The 18,509-nt window shown below is 58.2% G+C and carries 15 protein-coding genes and 1 pseudogene; 8 read left to right on the forward strand and 8 right to left on the reverse strand.

Going from position 1 to position 18,509, the window contains the following annotated elements:
• Positions 1–487 precede the first annotated feature (487 nt).
• On the forward strand, positions 488–1,387 hold the full coding sequence (locus MESS2_RS27740) for a lipid kinase (RefSeq protein WP_008877922.1): 900 nt from the start codon (positions 488–490) through the stop codon (positions 1,385–1,387).
• Positions 1,388–1,465: 78 nt separating this feature from the next.
• Here the strand turns inward: MESS2_RS27740 and MESS2_RS27745 are convergent, their stop codons facing one another.
• Together MESS2_RS27745 and MESS2_RS32855 are read right to left on the reverse strand one after the other, a co-directional pair.
• On the reverse strand, positions 1,466–2,179 hold the full coding sequence (locus tag MESS2_RS27745; RefSeq protein WP_008877923.1) for a phosphatase PAP2 family protein: 714 nt from the start codon (positions 2,177–2,179) through the stop codon (positions 1,466–1,468).
• A 463-nt stretch (positions 2,180–2,642) separates the two neighbouring features.
• Positions 2,643–3,340 (reverse strand): annotated as a pseudogene (locus tag MESS2_RS32855) (IS5 family transposase); the annotation flags it as partial.
• 117 nt (positions 3,341–3,457) lie between these two features.
• On the opposite strand from MESS2_RS32855, the gene MESS2_RS27755 reads away from it, so the two are divergent.
• Complete coding sequence (locus MESS2_RS27755) at positions 3,458–3,934, forward strand: Ros/MucR family transcriptional regulator (RefSeq protein WP_008877926.1); 477 nt, start codon at positions 3,458–3,460, stop codon at positions 3,932–3,934.
• Positions 3,935–4,050: 116 nt separating this feature from the next.
• Here the strand turns inward: MESS2_RS27755 and MESS2_RS27760 are convergent, their stop codons facing one another.
• Positions 4,051–4,968 carry a LysR family transcriptional regulator gene (locus MESS2_RS27760; RefSeq protein WP_008877927.1) on the reverse strand — a complete coding sequence of 306 codons (918 nt, stop codon included), beginning with the start codon at positions 4,966–4,968 and terminating at the stop codon, positions 4,051–4,053.
• A 271-nt stretch (positions 4,969–5,239) separates the two neighbouring features.
• On the opposite strand from MESS2_RS27760, the gene MESS2_RS27765 reads away from it, so the two are divergent.
• From MESS2_RS27765 to MESS2_RS27780, 4 genes are all read left to right on the forward strand, one after another.
• Complete coding sequence (locus MESS2_RS27765; RefSeq protein ID WP_008877928.1) at positions 5,240–5,899, forward strand: ABC transporter permease subunit; 660 nt, start codon at positions 5,240–5,242, stop codon at positions 5,897–5,899.
• 13 nt (positions 5,900–5,912) lie between these two features.
• The gene (locus tag MESS2_RS27770) at positions 5,913–6,665 is read left to right on the forward strand and encodes an ABC transporter permease (RefSeq protein WP_008877929.1); all 753 of its coding nucleotides are present in this window, start codon (positions 5,913–5,915) and stop codon (positions 6,663–6,665) included.
• Positions 6,666–6,725: 60 nt separating this feature from the next.
• On the forward strand, positions 6,726–7,574 hold the full coding sequence (locus MESS2_RS27775; protein ID WP_008877930.1) for a transporter substrate-binding domain-containing protein: 849 nt from the start codon (positions 6,726–6,728) through the stop codon (positions 7,572–7,574).
• 76 nt (positions 7,575–7,650) lie between these two features.
• Positions 7,651–8,904, forward strand: a complete 1,254-nt coding sequence (locus MESS2_RS27780; RefSeq protein ID WP_008877931.1) for a CapA family protein — start codon at positions 7,651–7,653, stop codon at positions 8,902–8,904.
• Positions 8,905–8,920: 16 nt separating this feature from the next.
• On the opposite strand, the gene MESS2_RS27785 is transcribed toward MESS2_RS27780, so the two are convergent.
• Positions 8,921–9,433, reverse strand: coding sequence for a helix-turn-helix domain-containing protein (locus MESS2_RS27785; RefSeq protein WP_244440103.1), 513 nt, complete (start codon positions 9,431–9,433; stop codon positions 8,921–8,923).
• Positions 9,434–9,599: 166 nt separating this feature from the next.
• On the opposite strand from MESS2_RS27785, the gene MESS2_RS27790 reads away from it, so the two are divergent.
• Positions 9,600–9,836 carry a helix-turn-helix domain-containing protein gene (locus MESS2_RS27790; protein WP_008877933.1) on the forward strand — a complete coding sequence of 79 codons (237 nt, stop codon included), beginning with the start codon at positions 9,600–9,602 and terminating at the stop codon, positions 9,834–9,836.
• A 1,365-nt stretch (positions 9,837–11,201) separates the two neighbouring features.
• Here MESS2_RS27790 and MESS2_RS33610 read toward each other — a convergent pair.
• On the reverse strand, positions 11,202–12,008 hold the full coding sequence (locus MESS2_RS33610; protein ID WP_008877937.1) for a DUF6088 family protein: 807 nt from the start codon (positions 12,006–12,008) through the stop codon (positions 11,202–11,204).
• Positions 12,009–12,122: 114 nt separating this feature from the next.
• Between MESS2_RS33610 and MESS2_RS27805 the strand changes: the two genes are divergently transcribed.
• Positions 12,123–13,313 carry a class I SAM-dependent methyltransferase gene (locus tag MESS2_RS27805; RefSeq protein WP_008877938.1) on the forward strand — a complete coding sequence of 397 codons (1,191 nt, stop codon included), beginning with the start codon at positions 12,123–12,125 and terminating at the stop codon, positions 13,311–13,313.
• Between the two features lie 2 nt (positions 13,314–13,315).
• Here MESS2_RS27805 and MESS2_RS27810 read toward each other — a convergent pair whose 3' ends face one another.
• The 3 genes from MESS2_RS27810 to MESS2_RS27820 form a co-directional block, all read right to left on the reverse strand.
• On the reverse strand, positions 13,316–15,157 hold the full coding sequence (locus MESS2_RS27810; protein WP_008877939.1) for a Z1 domain-containing protein: 1,842 nt from the start codon (positions 15,155–15,157) through the stop codon (positions 13,316–13,318).
• A gap of 191 nt (positions 15,158–15,348) precedes the next feature.
• A complete protein-coding gene (locus MESS2_RS27815; protein WP_008877940.1) occupies positions 15,349–17,217 on the reverse strand; it encodes an ATP-binding protein in 1,869 nt (622 codons plus the stop codon).
• 27 nt (positions 17,218–17,244) lie between these two features.
• The gene (locus MESS2_RS27820) at positions 17,245–18,423 is read right to left on the reverse strand and encodes a hypothetical protein (RefSeq protein WP_008877941.1); all 1,179 of its coding nucleotides are present in this window, start codon (positions 18,421–18,423) and stop codon (positions 17,245–17,247) included.
• Positions 18,424–18,509: the final 86 nt, after the last annotated feature.

Genomic DNA, 18,509 nt, shown 5'->3' on the forward strand with positions numbered 1-18,509 from the left:
ATGGCGCAAGAAAAACCCGGCCAACATCACGATCATCCTGGCCACAAGCCAGGGGATGTCGATCAGCACGGCCACCGCGACAAGCCCGGCCAAAAAGAGGTACCCGGCGAGCACCATGACCATCCCGACCACAAGCCGGGAGATGTTGATCAACACGGCCACCGCGACAAGGGTGGCGCGCGCAAGAAGTGATACACTTCACATTCTTATGACATCGGCGGCTCTCGCGCTGAGCCGCCGATGGAGTTAGGGCTTGCGAACGAGCGTGAAGTAAGGATCCGTCAATGATCGGGGAGCGGGGCGGGGGACGTGCGCGTGCGTCGCCCCATGACCCGGCTTATCCTCTTCGTGCGAATGGACGTGATGGTGGTCGTGGCTCATCTGACGAAGCTGCGCTCACTTGTCCGTGCCGGCAAGGTAGCGGCAGCCGGGCCTCGTAGCCAATTAGATATTGTGAGTGTTGCCATATTGGGCGAGTGGAAGCCGCATGACGAACATAAAACCGGACAGGCGGGCGCTCTTCATCGTCAATCCTAACGCCCGTAACGGACGGAAGGTGGCAGATGATGTCCGAAAGACGTTGGAAGGCGGAGGTCTTACCCTATTGGAAGATCAGATCGGGAAGGGAGAAACCGTTTCCGACATCATTCTTCGCCGTCGCAGCGATTGCGATTTGATAGTCCTCGGCGGTGGAGATGGAACATTGAACTCATCGGCGAAAGGGCTGTTGGAGACGGGCCTGCCACTTGGGGTTTTGCCTCTGGGCACCGCCAACGACTTCGCCAGGACGGTCGGCATCCCACCCGATCCCCTCAAGGCGGCAGCGCTGATCGTCTCGGGGCAACCGAGGCCGATGGATCTGGGCGAGGTGAACGGACAACTCTTCTTCAATGTCGCCAGCATTGGCTTCAGCGCGGAACTCGCCGCTCAGCTTACCGAGAAGGCCAAGAAGCGTTTCGGTAAACTCGGATATGCCTTGGTGGCGGCGCGCCTGCTGGCTCGTTCGCGGCTTTTCACTGCTTATCTCGAGCACGACGGTTCGACCGAAAAAATCCGAACGCTTCAGGTTTCCGTAGGCAATGGCAAATACTACGGTGGCGGTATGAGCGTGGAGGAGACGGCGACCGCCGACGATGGACAACTCGATTTCTACAGCCTTGAGGTCGATCATTGGTGGAGGCTGTTGACCCTGTTGCCCAGCCTACGCAAGGGGACGCAGGGCAAATGGGATGACGTGCGCGCCTTTGCGACGACCGAACTTGTGGTGAAGACGAGTCGTCCCAGGCCCGTGAACACCGACGGCGAACTTACCACCTGGACGCCAGCGCATTTCAAGATCGTTAGACGGGCGATAAATGTCCATGCACCGCCCGCGACCACGCGTTGACGAAGGCTCGTGAACGGGAAGGGCGACGCCGTCGATCCCGCGACTTTCCTCGTCACCCCAACGATAGGGCTCCTCGTCTCAGTCCGCCTTCAATCGTACCATCAAAGTCGAACAGAACAGGGCCCAACCGGCGCCAATCGACCAGCCGGCGATCACGTCGGTCGGCCAGTGGACACCAAGATAGAGTCGGCTTGCCCCAACCGCGAATGTGACCAGCATCGAGATGGCCATTATGAAGACGCGCAGCCGTAGGGGTTCAAACTTGCGCGCCAGCATGATGCCTAAGGTAAAGTAGACGGTGGCCGCCATGAAGGCGTGCCCACTCGGAAAGCTGGAGGTGTATATACGCGTGCCGTAGGCAACCAGATCCGGACGAGGGCGATCGAAGCCGTATTTCAGCAAGGAGCTCAGGATCACACCACTCCCCACAGCCAGGATGACCGCGATGGCATTGCGAAGCGAGCCGCTGAGCGCCAGAAATCCAGCGACGGTGAGCGTGACGAATGTGAGCAACCCTAAGCCCCCGAGGCCGGTGACGTCCCGCATCAGTTCTTCAAACCAGGTCGGACCGATCGGGTCGGCGAGATCCGTCGGATTGCGCATAATCAAGAGGATGGCCCTATCGAAATCCGCCGTCCAGTTGCGGATGACGAGACTTGCGAGAGCCAGAAAGACCAATACAGAACTGGTAAGAAGCACGATAGTTATCAGCGTCGCCCGCTCGGGAAGCTGACGGTTTGCCGGTTGCTGAATGCCTGCAATAGCCGATTTGCCTGACTTAGCTTGGTTCATGCGATTGTGTGCTCGGCTTGCGTAATTTGATTTGGGGGCTGGCGTTGTTCGCGCAGGTACACTGGGCCCCCTGCCGGTGGATTTAACGCGCTTCAGTCTGCGTGGGACGGCGCTCATCAATTCGATTGATCGCTCTACACCCTCTAGTGGCTATAGAAGCAAGCACAATCTCCACGCTGCTCATTCGGCGGTCTCGAGCCCAGAAGAATGTAGTCGAAGGCCTTGCCGCAGCCTCCAAGATTCCTTTGAGACGCATCTGATGACCGAGTCTCCATACGTCAGAGCGGGTTTCCACTTGGTCTCTTCTGATGACGGTCGGTCGAGATGCAAACGGCAACGGACGCGTGCGCGACAAGTCGATGTCTCCGTCGGCAGCGTTATCGAACCTCAACAAGCTGCCGCCTACGGCTTGGACGCTCGATGCGCACCGACCACTCAAAGGCAAACTTGGCAACATTGTACAGCGGTTCACGACCCATCGTCGCGGCAGCACCTCAAAGCCTTTGGCCGTGTCGGAGCGCTTGATGATTTCGATGGTCCACGTGCCGAGATCGGCTACAGCCTGCGTCAGTTTTTCTCCGGATGGCGCCGACGGCGAACAGATGGCGCAATCACGGGTAAAGCTGTCGAATGGAGGCGATGACGCCGACTGCCCCATCCCTGTCCTGGATGTCGGCCGTATGCACCGTCAGCCCGACCAGGTGCCCCCTCGGTATCAGTGATGATATGGCGCTTGCGGCCTTTGATCTTCCTGCCGGCTTCGTAGCCACGCAAACCGGCACATCCGTGGCCTTTGCCGATTGGCTGTCGATGACGCTGGCGCTCGGGCTCGCCTCGCGACCAAGGGTCAGGCGTGCCTCGGCCACCAGATGGAAGTTGATGGTCTTCAACAGCCCATTGTCCCGCCAGGCATAGAAACAGCGTTGAACCGTCGAAACCGGCGGGAAGCGATCCGGCAACGCCCGCCACTGGGCAGCCGGTCCAGGCGATATAGAGGAGAGCATCCACCACCGACCGCAGTTCGGTCGTCCGCGGTCGTCCCGTCGGCTTCGCTCCCGGCAGGAACGGCTCGATCACCGCCCATTCGCTGTCCGTCAGCGCATTTGCATTCCGCTGTCCCGTCGGCAATATTGCCGACGGGTGGCATCCGTCCCATCCCATCTCGTGATCCCACTCTTTGCGACTTCTTGTCTTGCGCACCCGGTGCGCTTTGCTGTAGCGAGGCTGCTGACGTAGATCGGGCTACGGCGACTGAAGAGCAAATAAAGGGTTGGCCAAATGCCTGAAGATCTTATCAAGTCCGACGCGGAATTGCTCGAGATGACCGCCGACATCGTTTCCGCCTATGTCAGCAACAATCCGGTTCCAGTTGCGGAACTCGCTCGTATAATTGCCGATACCTATGAAGCGATCAGCAAGCTGCGCGAAGCACCCGCACCCAAAGCGGAAGAGAAGCCTACACCCGCTGTCCTGATCACGAAATCGGTGACGCCCGATTTCATCGTCTGCCTGGAGGACGGCAAGAAGTTCAAATCGCTCAAACGGCACTTAGGCACTCACTACGATCTGTCGCCGGATGCGTACCGCGCGAAATGGGCCCTGCCCTCCGATTACCCAATGGTTGCGCCGAACTATGCCGCCGCGCGATCGATGATGGCGAAGGCGATCGGCCTGGGACGGAAGGCCGTAGCGCCTGAACCATTAGCGTCGCCGGCGCCGGCGAAGCGCCGCAAGGTCAGCATCAAGACGACCTGACATCGGGGCTATTTTGTTCAAAAAAAGCCCGCGGACTGACTGTTTTTTGCTAAAATGAACCCGTTGCCCTTGTTCAAGTGCAGCGGCTGTCGAGGACATCTCTCCTCAAGGGACGATCACCCTCTCGCAGGCGGCGTCTCGGAAAACGCAGCGATGATCGCCTCGAGCGAGACATTCAATGCGTTGGAAAAGGTCCTGCCCTTCTGCCAAATCGCAACGTAGTGATAGAGCGCGGACGGTTCCACCGGTTTTGCTTCGAGGTGAAACGCCGCGTATTCACGCGCGATGATTTCATTGGTTATCGAAATGCCTAGGCCAGCCGAGACGTATCCGGCTTCGTGACCGTTGCAGTCGAATTCCACCAGTATGTCTGGCTCAACGCCGGCGAAACGCAAGGCATTGAAGTTCATTTGGTGGGCGGCGAACTGGGGATCTATATCGACGATCGTTTCGCCTGCCAGGTCTTGAGCCTCAATGCAGGTCTGTTTTGAAAAGCGGTGGTCGGGATGAAAGATGCAAACATTGCGCGCCGACCCAAGCGGCGCCCACTCGAACAGCCGTGGATCCAGCGGCAACCTCGAGATGCCGAGATCGGCACGCCCGGCCAGGATGTGTTCGCCGATCTGATCGTAGCTTCCCGAAATCGACCGGACATTCGAAGCGGTCCTTGAGTGGATGATCGCGACCACCTTGGGCAAGGTCACGAAACCGAAAACAGAAGGCGCGGCAATCGCAATCCGTTGCTTTTCGTCGTTCTTCATCGCGAAGATCGACGCTCCCAGCCGATCCAGGGATGTCAGGGCAAGTTCTACGTTTCGCAGGAGTTCCCAGGCTTCCTGCAAGGGGACGATGCGGTTGGCTGATCTCTTGAAGAGTGTGATGCCGAGCGTGGTCTCGAGTTGCTTCACGTGTTGACTGACGGCCGGCTGGCTTATCCCGAGCGATACCGCCGCTCGCCTTGTCGAACCGGCTCGCAACACTTCTCGGAAGACCTTCAGTTGACGGAGCTTCAGGTCGCTCTGCAGCAACTCCATTCCCTGCGCTCCTTTCCCTGATGGCGCCACCCGGGAAGCAGACAACGCCAACGCGGGGAGCAATGAACCGCCTCAGTATATAACGGTTAGTTATAGATAAAATAATAAAAATTATAGATTGAGTGTGTAATTTCAGGCGATACAATTAGCGAATATGTCAAATTAACTCCAAATTACAAATATAACAATTCGCAACTTTGGGTTATGTGACTTTGTCTGAGCGACAAGAGCCGACGTATCCTGCGGTATTACGGGTCGAGGAATGCGCCCCATGGGTGGTTTTACTACTCAGTTTGCTGTCGCACTCACCGTGACCATAAGCCTGGCTTTTGTCAGCGGCTGCTTGGGTACGGCATTTGGGTTGTTTCTGGCGATTTCGAAGGGCACGGCACAGCCGCGCCTCAACAGTGTCGTGACGGCCTACACCACGGTTGTGCGGGGCGTACCAGAACTTCTGATTATCCTGCTCATCTACTTCGGCGGAACCACCCTCGCCAGCAAGATCGCCGGCCGGTATGTGGAGGTGAACGCATTCACCGCAGGGGTTATCGCACTCTCGGTGGTCTTCAGCGGTTATGCGACCGAAGTGTTTCGCGGCGCGATCGCGGCTGTGCCAGCGGGTCAGACCGAAGCGGCAAAGTCGCTTGGGCTGAACGCCTGGCAGCGCTGGGTGTTCATCATCGGACCGCAGATGCTGCGGCTGGCGCTGCCGGCCTACGGCAATCTCTGGATTTCGCTCTTCAAGGATACCGCGCTGGTTTCGATCGTCGGCCTGACCGACATCATGCGCGTTGCGTATGTGGGGGCCGGATCCTTGCGCGCACCATTGACCTTCTACCTTGCCGCCGCCGCTCTCTACCTCTCGCTGACCACGGTCACGCTGCTGTCGATCCAACTGGCTGAGCGGCGCTATCCCGCACTCGGCCGGTAGGAGGGAGCGACCCATGAACCTCGGCTTGATGTTTGACGCACTGGTTGTCCTGCCTTCGGGCGTTGGTCTCACATTGATCCTGACGGTCTTGTCGCTGACGGCCGGATTTCTTCTGTCCGTGCCGCTGGCCTTCATCCGCGCATTCGGACGTCCGGGCCTCTCCCTCGCGGTGCTCGCATACACCTATGTCATTCGCGGCACGCCGATGCTGGTTCAGCTCTTCCTGCTCTACTACGGCCTCGCTCAGATCGAGGCGGTGCGAGCCAGCATCTTCTGGGTCATTCTGCGCGACCCTTTATGGTGCGCCCTTCTGACGTTTTCGCTGAACAGCGCGGCACACACCACCGAGATCCTGTGCCGCGGGCTTCAGTCCGTACCGAAGGGTGTCACCGAGGCGGCCACGTCTCTCGGCTTGAAACGCTTCCAGATCGCTCGCCTGGTCACCTTCCCGATCGCTTTCAGGATATCGCTTCCGGCCTACGGCAACGAGGTCGTGGGCATGATCAAGGGGTCGTCCCTGGCGAGCACCGTAACGCTGCTCGAGATCACGGGCATGGCGAGACAGATGGTGTCGACCACGTTCGCACCCTACGAGATCTTCATCGTCGCCGGAGCGATCTATCTATCGCTGACGTCGATTGCCGTAAAAGCCATGCAGTTCCTGGAGCGGCGACTGTCGACTGGCGACCGTCCGACGCGTCGACGAAAAGCGCGATTGCGCCCTGCCCTACCTGATCACGAGATCACGACGACGCCCCTGCCCTGACGCCGCGGCTGTTGAGCTTTCCTTTCCATCCAACCATCCAAACCAACGAAGAGGTGCATCATGCGCATACCCCTGGCTATTGCTGTTTCTATCGCATCCCTGATGTCGGCATTTCCGGCCAGCGCCGAAAGCAAGAGCGTCATATCGATTGCCACTGAAGGCGCCTCGCCGCCCTGGGACGGCACCGACGCGAACGGTCAGCTCTACGGTTACGATATCGATGTCGGACTGGAGCTTTGCCGTCGCATCGAGAACAAATGCACCTTCGTCCCGCAGGATTGGGACGGGATCATCCCGGCACTGCTTGTCGGCAAGTTCGACGTGATCATGTCCGGCATGGCGATTACAGAAAAACGCAAGCAGTCAATCGCGTTCTCGATCCCCTACGCCGCCGGCTTCAACCAGTTCGTGGTGCGCAAGGACCTGGGTCTCGACGCCGGCGACACCAAGCAAAAGGTCAACCTTTCGACCCTCGGCGACAAGGAGAAGGCGACCATTGAACGGCTCCGATCGACACTCGCCGGCAAGGCGATCGGGGCCCTGCGCTCGTCGAATTCGGAAGCCGTCGTGAAGGAAATCCTGGGCGATGTCGTGACCATTCGCAGTTATGACAGCCTGGACAACCTGAAGCTCGATCTTGCCGCGGGTCGCATCGACGGCGGCCTTGCCGACTATTTCACCTGGCGGGATTTTCTGGAGACGCCTGCCGGTTCGGACGCGGTGTTTTTCGGGCCGGAACTGAAGGGCGGGCTCTGGGGGCCAGGCGTCGGCGCCGGCATGCGCAAGGACGATACCGAGTTGCTCGCCAAGTTCAACGCGGCCATCGACGCGGCCACCAAGGACGGGACGATCAAGGCGCTGAGCCTGAAATGGTTCAAAAGCGATATCTCACCGGCCCTCTCCCAATAGGCCCGGCACCCGACTTCGACATTGACGTGGCGCTGGCCGAAAGCCAGCGCCCTCCCCTCCTTCAAGGCGAGCTTCCATGAAAGACCAGTTCTGCGCGGTCGTTACCGGCCAATCCCTGATCAAGCACGACATCCGTGACGTCAATGACGAACGCTTCATCGCGGTTACGGACTTCCTGGGCCAAGGTGACGTCGTCTTCACCAACTTCGAGTCGACGATCCTGGGCAAGCACGGCGGGTGGCCGACCAAGGGCAAATACTTTGGATATTCCAGGGCTGAGGTACTCGACGCATTGCAGGCCATTGGTTTCAATGCGCTTGCGCTTGCAAACAACCATGCCTTCGATCTCGGAGCTGGCGGCATCCTCTCGACACTGGAGGAGGTGGAAGCGCGTGGCTTCCTGCATGCCGGCATCGGGGCCAACGAGACTGACGCGAGGAAACCGGGCCGCCGCCGGCTGGGCGCGCGCGAGGTCGCGCTTCTTGCCATGGATGCAGGCCCCGGCCCGACCAACATGTATGCCGAAGATCGCACGGCCTTCCGGCCGGCTCGGCCCGGCGTCACTCGTCTGAACACCGTGCGCAAGATGGGGGTGCCGGACGGACATTTCCGCAGACTGGCAAGGCTGGGCGCTCATTTGCAAAGCTCCCCCTTTGAACTGGCCAACTATGCACAACCGGAGGACCCAGTGGCGGTGGCGGCCGGCAAGGAGATCAATTTCTACGGCACCGTGTTCACGCATGCCGAAGACTTCGGCCGTCTGATCGAAGTCGAACAGCGGAGCGCGAGTGCCCATCTGTCCGCCATCCGGCACGCCGCGGCACAAGGCGATTTCGTCATTGCCTATCTGCACCACCATCATTGGGAACCAGGTTGGCAGGACGTACCGCGCTGGGTGCAGACCTTTGCGCGGATGTGCATCGACGCCGGCGCCAACCTCTTCGTCAGCCACGGCGCTCCGGTTCTACAGGCCGTGGAAATCTACAATGGCTCGCCGATCTTCTACGGCCTCGGAAATTTCCTCTTCCACGTCCACGCCGACGAAACCGAATGGGATCCACCGGAAGTCTGGCAAAGCATTGTCGCCGCGTGCCGCTATGATGCAAGCGGAAACTTAGCAGGGATAGACCTCCTGCCCGTCGTGATCGGGGCGGAAGCCCATTCTCTCGGATCGGCAACGGGCAGACTGGTGCCCGTAGCCGTGACGGGAAGCGCGGCGCGAGAGGTCCTCGGGGGATTCGCGACCCGATCGCGGGCGTTCGGCGTCGAAATCGAAGTGTCCTCGGCTTGCGGCCGCATCGCCCTGCCCGCTGCCCGAAAATTCGGCTGACGGCCCCGACCGGCCGTCAGACCGTCTTGCATTCGGCCGGCGCCGATACGCCGGTCGTTTCGCTATCCGCCTCTGTATCTGGCAGGACCAGCTCTTCTCCTAACGCTGCGATCAGGGACGAGACGCGACCGCGCACTCGCGGTGGGAGGTTCACCAGTCCCTCGATCAGGCGCCGCCCTTCCGCGCTGGCGATGAAACCCAGGCGCTCATCGACCGGCAGGGGCCTCCCCTCGACGCGGGTCTCATCGTTTCCCGGCAGGCCTTCGAAGAAGCGGCTGACCGGAACGCCGAGCGAGCTGGCGATCTCGTAGAGCATCGACGCGCTCACACGATTCCGCGCGTTTTCGTACTTCTGGAGCTGCTGGAAGCTGATGCCTATCGAACGGGCAAGCTGGGCCTGCGAGACGTCTGATTGGACGCGGACGGTCGCAATCTGCCTGCCGACATGCTGATCGGCGGGATGAGGGTCACTGTCGATCTTTGGCTTCGGCTCCATCCGAAGTAGGACGGAACGTTGCGGTTTCAACAAGGCCGTTCGATGCTCCACTGGTCAGCCAGATCGAGAGTCTGTCGCGTACGCGCCGGGTACTTCGCGTCGAGGTTGCCTGAAAGCCGACTCGCCATTTTATATACCTTACAGGGTGTAAAATAACCCTATAGGTGGCAAAGAAAATCCGCCTGCCGATTGTGGACTCATGGTCAGTCCACGACAGATTCGAGCCGCACGAGCTTTGCTTGGTTGGTCGCAGCAGGAGCTTGCTGACAAGGCAATTGTATCGCTGAATGCGCTGACCCGGTTGGAAAACGGCAAGGTGGATTCCCGGATCAGCACTTTGCAGGCCATTGAGGCGGCCTTGACAAAAGCGGGTGTCGAATTCTTGTCGGCCGGCCAAAAGGGTGAAGGTGTACGGCTCTTAGATCCTCGGGCTTGATAGTAAATTTGGCGATGTCGTCTCTGTTTGATGCGGTTGCTCGATTTGCAGCCTCGCATTTCGTTCGGCAATGTTGCGGAGTTAGACATTCGGTATCTGCGCGATCCACCCTCCTAGCTGCGGGATCCTAGCTTGCCTGATGGGTTGCCAGATCGTTATGGCCGCATCAGCACACAACTGCTTGCAGACGGATATCCAATCGTTCCGGCGGGTCCGCTCCAGGCGCTGCTGCTGGCAGCACACCCATTCAGTCTTTTCGTGAGCCTGCCGACATCCGCACGACGCGCTACTGCAGGACCAATTGATCGGCTCGCGCCCAGATCACTGTACGCAAACGCGGTTAGGCTTGGTCTCGCAGCTGGAATTGTCGTTCCTACAATTGCTCTCCTGCGGGTGACGAGAGACAAAGACGTGGTATTGTCGGAATCAATCATGATCCGAGCTCCATACAGCTTGGGTTGCGGCTAGGCCGAACGATGTGTTGGAGCACGACGTTCGGCCACCAAGTGCGAACCACATTACGTACATACCGTACATTACGGACACGCCATTGTCAAACGTTCCTGATCCTCTCGACAACAAAACTGAACGCTTCGAGTTGCGGCTCTCGGCCGACTTACTTGCGCGCGTAGATGAATGGCGTCGCACGCAGCCAGATCTTCCCACCAGATCGGAAGCGTTTCGGCGATTGGTGGAGGCTGGGCTAGCTTCAAGATAGGTTGCGGCTTGGTAGAAAGATCTCGCGCGCGCTTGGCGAAAATAATACAAATCGTCTGGACATTGCTAAGCGAGCTGATGCCGGGCGCAAAAAAATTACTAAGCTGGAGCCAAGCTGAGCCGGCCGAAACTCCAGGAGTCTCGCGGGCTACGGTTGTGGATTTCGAAGGAGGGTTGCGTAGCCCTCATCGCATCAATCGAATGCTTTTTTAAGGCAATCCATTGCCGGCATCGATTTTATTCCAGAGAACGGAGGCGGTGCGGGTGTGGGTTGGCCAATCAATGCCTAGCGACGCCAAACACTCAGCTTCGAGCGATCGTCCAAATGTGAGACTGACTTCCGGCCCGTTTGCGCTAGGTGCCTATTGTGACGTTGAAGGACAAACGGAGCCGCATGCAGTCGGACGGCTTTTGGTGGGTCAGCGCTCACCAACGCGCGACAGTTCCACACTGCCAATCATGCGATTTTTTCAGCACAAATAGTGATCCGTGATGTCGCTCGATACGGGCACGACGATAGAATAAAGTGAGGAGCATTGCTGCTATAAGCTTGATGGACATTATAGTTTGTTGTGGGAATCATGCTCAGGGCTTGCATCAACCGCGTGCAGTCACGGGCCACTAATACGCGTGCGAATGCAAGGTTCGTCATGAGGTCTTCATCGAAGCTCTGTTGTTGGGTTTTCTTCGGGTTTCTGCCAAATTATCGGACCCTTCGGTTTTTTCGATCGACCGCAAGCTTTGGCGCTTAACGCGAGGAAACTTGGTCGAAACTGTGTGTCTCATCGCCCTTCCAAGAGGGAGTTCAGGAGACGGATCGGCGTCCTGCAACACCTCCCGGAGATAGGATTGCATCCATATTGGCAAGGTGGGTAGGCCCTCGCGGAGATCGTCGCGGACCGGTTGTCCTCTTGCCTGATCACCGAGTAAGTTCCGAAGCCGTGCCGTGCTGTCCGCTTCATTCCCTGATGTTATAACGTCTTGAAGCCAGTATAAGGCTTGGACGACTCGCATCGCAGGCCGTCCGGCCCAGAAAAGCCGGCTTGGCGCAGCCTGCCTAAACTTGATAGTTTGGTTGCCCAGTTTTATTGGACGCAGACGCGCATCGCTGAGTACAACTACCTGTGAGGGAACGGCAGTTGTGAGACCTAGATCATTCGCCGCAGTGAGGCCGTCGACGACAAGGCGGGCCTGGTCGCGTCGACTTACAGCGTCAATTACGGCGTGTGTCTCCGGGGCGCTCGAACGGCCCGTCAGGCTATTTTTGCGCGGCATGTAGTACAAGCCCCGATCAAGACGCTGCAGCTCTTTGGTTTTCACGAGGCGTTGGAGTGCCTTGTCTGTGGCGGCGCGAGGTCCGATGTCGAGAAAGTCCACAGGTGTCCAGACAGCACTTGGAGCCGCTGCAATGCGGTCGAGAATCTGTGGCTTGAGATCGAGCGAAGGGCCGCGCATGACTCACCTCTTTGTCCGAAAGATGCGGTAAGTTTCGGACAAAAGCAACTCTGAGCTTTACGTTGTCCGAAGGATGCGGTAAGTTTCGGACAAAGATATACCGGGAGGTCGAACGTGATCCGCTCCATTCATCCCTTCCCGGCACGTATGGCACCGGAACTGGCTCTCGAAAAACTAAACGAGCTATCCTCCGCAGGCCTAGTGCTCGACCCGATGGCAGGTTCTGGAACCGTTCTTCGTCAGGCGACCGATCTCGGTCACCAGGCGATTGGCTTCGATATGGACCCTCTCGCAGTGCTCATGACCCGCGTGTTGACGGCCGCAGTCGACGATAGGTTGGTCCTCGATCTCGCTGAGCGCGTAAATAAACGAATCGATGCGATATCTGTAAAAGAAGCCATCCTACCCTGGATGGACAATGATCCCGAGACAGCGGCGTTTGCCGACTTCTGGTTCGCTGATCCGCAGAAAGCCGAGTTGCGCCGAATCGCTTGTGCCTTGGATCAGCTTAGCGGGGAACTCTCCAGCCCGGACGAGTACTTGGCGATCGATCTATTGAAGATCGCGCTCAGCCGCCTCATCATCACCAAGGACAAAGGAGCTTCGCTGGCCCGCGACGTCTCGCACAGTCGACCGCACAAGGTCGCGGACGTCAACGACTTCGAGGTCAGACCAATGTTCGATCGCTCAATTAACGCTGTAAGGAAGCGTCTGATCGAAGCCCCACCTGCCGGCGGCGCCGCCATTACGCTCGGCGATGCGAGAACGCTGACGTCCGTCGCGGACGCCAGCGTCGACGTGGTCCTGACGTCGCCACCCTATCTTAATGCTATTGACTACATGCGCGGACATCGTCTGTCTCTTATCTGGCTTGGCCATCGTCTTAGAGACCTTCGTGCGATCCGCTCCAACAGCATTGGTGCCGAGCGGGCGCCCGATAAGGTTGATGAAGCCATCGAGTTAGCAACCATGCGAGCTGCCATGGGCGAGATCGATCAGCTTCCCACGAAATTCGCGTCGATGATCGCCCGCTATGTCCAGGACATCCGTCTTATGGTCAGCGAAATCGCGCGCGTGCTAAAGACCGGAGCGCGCGCGACATTCGTCGTAGGAAATTCCTGTCTGCGCGACGTGTTCATCAGGAATTCTGATGCGGTCGCTACCGCCGCCCGCCTCGCTGGGCTGACATTGGTTAGCGAAACCGAGCGGCCTTTACCATTGCGCAGCCGCTATCTGCCAATGACGAGCGAACCGCTCGGCAAGCGAATGCGCACCGAGACGATCCTCACATTCGCTCGCACCTGACGTCATGCGAGATTCTGGATGAACTGCAAGCTACCCTTGTACTTGTAGAACAGCTTTGCTCGTCCATTCGCATTGTAGAAAATCTTCACGTGATGGACGGCTGTTGGAAATTTCTTGGGCTCAAGCTGACTTTTACCCATGAATCCCTTGTCGCGTGAGATCGCTGCGTGATTGGCCGTACTGCCGTAATTGGCGATCGTCGAGGCTGTATGAATGGCGAGCGTGCCGCCCCCTCCGGCCATCACTGCCTTGATGTAGTCGATCAGAAATTGCGGCAGCGCGTCGTTGCCGAGTTTGGCGCGAAGCGCATCTAGCGTGACGATGCTCGACGGGTCACCAAGCACGATCTGATCTAGCTCTACCGCATAATCGAACATGCCGAACGACATCTCGCCCTTGTCGAGCGCGACGGTTGCCTTATCAATGCTGGGGTCCGACGCCACAGACACGCGACTATCTCCAATCCAGACTGGCGATCCCAACTCGCTTCGAACGGTCGCGAGCGCCAGCCGATGAAACACGAAGCAACGATGCCAATCGGCATAGAGTTGGGTTGGGATTGTTAGTTCGAAATGTTCAAGATATGCACCGCGGGCGCCGAACATGCGTGCCCGCTGGATGTAAGTATCCTGCTGCAACTTGTGCTGCACATTACGCGTGAAAAACATCGACAGCAGATTTGGGAAGGTGACGCCGCGCGAAACTATATTCCCGCCGATGATAATGGTGAACGGAGAGGAAGGCTCGGTGGCGCTATCCCCTGCTGCTATTCGATCTCGTTCGCTGTTCAGCACAACGAGGCTCGTGCGCGAAGCGTTTTCCACGACATAGCCGGTGAGTTCATCGGGATCAGCCGCTGGATATAGCTGCTGCGCCGTCGCATAGACGTTGGTGACCAGCGTATCGAAGTCCGTGCTGTCGGCCTCCGTCAACGCATGCACTGCCTCTTCGATAGTGGTCCGGTCTGCCTCATGGTCGAGCTTCTTGCCGCTCGTGTGCACGAGCATCGTGTAGTTTTTCTCTTCGTCGTTCACAACCTTATTGAGGTAGGCGACCGTAACAAGAAACCGAACGAGCGCGTCCCGCGCTTCCTGCGAATTGCCGCCCTGCTGGAGATAGGTCAGGCGATAAGACACTTTCTTATCAAGCGGAAAGAACACGTCCTGGCCCGTGTATTTGGCGTGTGGTGGGAAGCTCACCCACTTTTCAGTGTCATTCTTGAAGGTGTTGTTGAGGTCGAGTCGTGCGGGTGTCGCGGTAACGCCGACATAGAAGCCGTCGCTGCCAATCAGCTGCCCAACGAGGTCGTTAATGGTCGTCTTCGTACCTTTGTTAATCTTGGAGTTTGGCGTGGCATAATCCGCCTCGTCATCGATCACGACAATCTTTCCTGTGCCATTGAGTCGATCAATCAGCTTCTCGAGATCTCGCGCGTTCTTTTTACAGAAAACAACCAACTCGGCAGGCTTCTGGCCGTTCGACGTCTGAAGCAACTCGGAGGAATTGCGAGGACCTGGGGCCAGGCCGGATGTCTTAAACCGACGCAAATTCTGCGTGAGCAAATCGACACTGTCGTTCATGAGATGAACTATGATCTTGTGCCCCTGATCGAGGAGCTTCGCCGTTAGACAGATCATCATCTCGGTCTTGCCACTCTGAGGCTCACCATAGATCACGAGCGCCGATGTGCTGGCCTTTGCAAGGTTGGAGACTGCGCCGTTGACCGCCACCTCGATGCTCGTCGTAGGAATGTCGGCCGCCTGCAATCGCTTTAGTTGTTTTGCATACCGATCATTGAGTTTTGCTTTTGCCTTGAATTTCGCGAGATCGATTACGGCTGTCACTAAGAATCACCCTCATTGGTCGGTTGCGTCAATATTTAGAGAATCAATTTTACTTTACTTCTTCGCTATTATTTAATTAGCAAAAATGTGTATCCGGCTTCTACAACAGGCGGCCCTTTCCCACCCTATGCCTCCTAACGCAGACATCTATTGCAAGCGAATCGACACCAGTCTGACAGTTCAAACATCTGTCAGCTTTCCAGTCTCAGCTTCGCGGTCGAGGGATGGATCTGTGTCATGATCGGGCGACGCATGTGCGCAAGACTAACGACGGCCTGCCCCGGCTGCAGCGACGCAAGCGAGCGCCACATGCTCTGATCAATAGCAGGAATAGTCCGCCGCAACCGGCCGACGACGCTTTCGTCCTGAATCTTGTGCAGAATCCAGTTGTTGATCAAGGCCAACACCTCATCGGGCAGATTCTGCGGCAGCTGCGTGACGAAGGTTAAGCCCAGCCAACGCTTACGCCCGCGCTTTGCAATGCGGGCAACCTGCTCATACAACGTCGGCATCTGTCGGATTCGTGCCGTCGACAGAAATTCGTGTGCCTCCTCGATAATGAGATTAACTGGCGTCGGCGTCTGCCCCTTGACGCTTGCCAACTCGTACGCCCGCTCCTGCTCGGTCTGCAGCTGCCGCAAAACCTGCGCGATCGCTAAGTTTCGCAGCACCGGGCTGTCGAGATCTGAAAGGTCGATGATGTTGACCCGACCTGGTTTGAGCATCGCCGGGACATCTAAGCGGGCGGCGTCGGCACGATCGAAGATTTTCAACCGGTGCATGCGCCAGAGGAGGCCGGAAACCTTCATCCAGCTCGACGGAACTTTCTCGAGCTCAGTCTGATCAACGATTTCTTTGAGCTTGACCTGCGCGTCCGTCCGCTTGCGCATCAGGTCGCTGGCCCAAAATGTGACTTCACCTTTCTTGAGGTGCGCGATGCATGCAGAGACGACGTCGATTAGCAGCGCCAGGGTCAGGTGTGGATAGCCCGACTCCATTTCATCCCAATCCAAGGCCTGGCGTTCTGACTCGACGTCCTTTTTGACCGGAAAAACGTTGATTTCGCCCAGCAGACGTCGACCGATGTCATAGGCAGCGAGGAAACGACCTTGTTGTGCATCGTTCATCCCGAGTATTTCTATCGCGGTCCATGGCGACAACACGCTGAACTCGAGCGTGAACTCGGTATGTGACGGGTGGTCAGGATTGCTGGGCTCACGGCCGACGAGCGTCAGAACATGTGTGTTGGGTACGCCCTTAATGGGGAGACCCTGCGCCCTAGCAAGCGCCAGCATGTCGGCATCCGCGGTCACCTCGTGCATGGTAGTGTACTCGCCTTCGGTATCGAGCAGAATGACCGCCGCCCCCTCTGCCGCGATGCCGGCGGCGTAGTTGGTGATCGTCGTAGATTTGCCGCCGCCCGTTGTGCCCAGAACTCCCGTATGCCGGTAGAGTACAGACTTCTTGTGAACCGGTACCGGTACGTCGACTGTTTCGTGGCCCATTACCCGGCCGATGGCAAAATCGCCCTCCAAGCCCAGAATAGAAGACATCTCTGCATCATCGACTAGGAAGACGGGCGAATTCGGAATCGGTCGCCGATTGGCAGGCCCGATGCGACCCCCTCTCTCCTCGCCGAGCAGCTGAAGCTGAAGACGACCGTGGTGCCCGGGCATTCCGATTGCGCCATTGACCGCCGAGATCACCATGGCGGTCGAATCAGCGCTAATACCATCCGGATCATAGAACGGGCCGGCCGACACGGTTCCGACATAGCGGCGGCCGTCGGGATGGCTTTCGATACGAAGAAGCGCCTGCGAGGTTACGCTTAGAATTTTGTCCGGCGGCATCACGACCGTCACCGATCCATCGGACGAGCCGGAGGTGTCGTACAGGGTTCGTCCGAAAGATCCATCGTAAACAGCCGGCAGCTTCTTCTGACCGCCGGCCCTTTCTGATGTCTCGATCAAATTCTGCACGGCCGCACGGCTCTTTGACGCGCGGTCAGTCACCTCCGATGCATCGCTGGCCGTTTCGTCGTCTCGGTTCGCTTTGGGCATTTCACTCTCCTGAATGGGCGAGGCGCTTTACGCGCCATATTGGGTCATGACCGCCGCTGCCGGCTTGAAGATCGCGTCTGATGGGAACATCTCGCGGCAAATACCGCCGGCGAGATCGAGCAGCATCGGGTAGCCTCGCGCTTCAACAAGCACGGCATCCGCCATCGCGACGATAGCGGCTTCGCTGGCGTGTTCGGCATGGGCATAGAACACCTGACTTGACGAGTGCGGCGAGACGCGAAAGACGCCGGCGACGAGCTTCCCACTGGCGTCCGCCTGAAAGCTCTCAAGCATCCGAAGCGCTTTCTGGAATCGGCCCGTTCCATAGTGACCTTGAGTGATAACGCCGTGCATGTAGGAGTTCAGATCGTCGACGATCGCATACTCAAGGGGGAGTAACGCATCGCCGATGGTTCGCAGTAGGCGGTCGTTCGATCCGCGCGGAACATAGACGAAGCGCTTGTGGTCGAGCAGCAACTCACGAAAAAGCGGAACAGACAACTCGATCAGTTCGGGCATCCCTGCCCCCGTGAGCAATTCCTTCGGCAGGGGGTGGCCATGGCCCATCCGCCATGGCGCTTCTGCCTTGCGCGCCATCACCGCCAACTCGGCATTGGCCATCAATCCGCGTCGCAGCATGTCCGATACGCCCGCTTCCTCCGCATCCTCGGCTGCTTTGCGTTGGGCAAGTAAGGCGAGCGTTCGATCAAGCGCAGTGCGTCCGGAGACCTTGACGTCCTTCTGAAACACTCGGTGGCCCCAGGTCCCATGGTCGCCCAGATAGGTCGCAAGTGCTATTGCCGTCTGAAAGATCGTCATCGGAAGCGTCTGATGAACGACCGATGCCCCATCAACAGCTTGGACATGCCCGCTGAACAACAAGTGCTTCTGAACTGTCCGCAACTCGCCAAGTTCGACTTCGTGAACTCCAGCATCACGGGGAGCACCTTCGCGTCGGGCGATCAAAGGGAAGGCCTGCTCGCGAATGTCGCGGCGGGTTTCCATTTCCCGGACTTGCGCAGCAATAATCTCCCTCTGCAGACGATCAAACTGCTCCGCCATCCGGTGGGCGGGGTCCCAATTGTCGATGTCGAGCGTGTCCTCAATGCGCTCGCCAGTAGCGTCCTCGTAGCTCCGCCCAGCTGCCGATCCCGCTGCGCGTGGCGCCGATTTAGCTTCATCTTCGTCGACAGCAGAATTAGCCATGCGCCGTTCCTTTTATCCTACATATGCCGCTCGCGCTCTATTTCGGACGCCGCCTTGCGAAGTTGTTCCACTAAGGACAGTCGTCA

It is taken from the genome of Mesorhizobium metallidurans STM 2683 (genome assembly GCF_000350085.1).
Taxonomy (GTDB): Bacteria; Pseudomonadota; Alphaproteobacteria; order Rhizobiales; family Rhizobiaceae; genus Mesorhizobium; species Mesorhizobium metallidurans.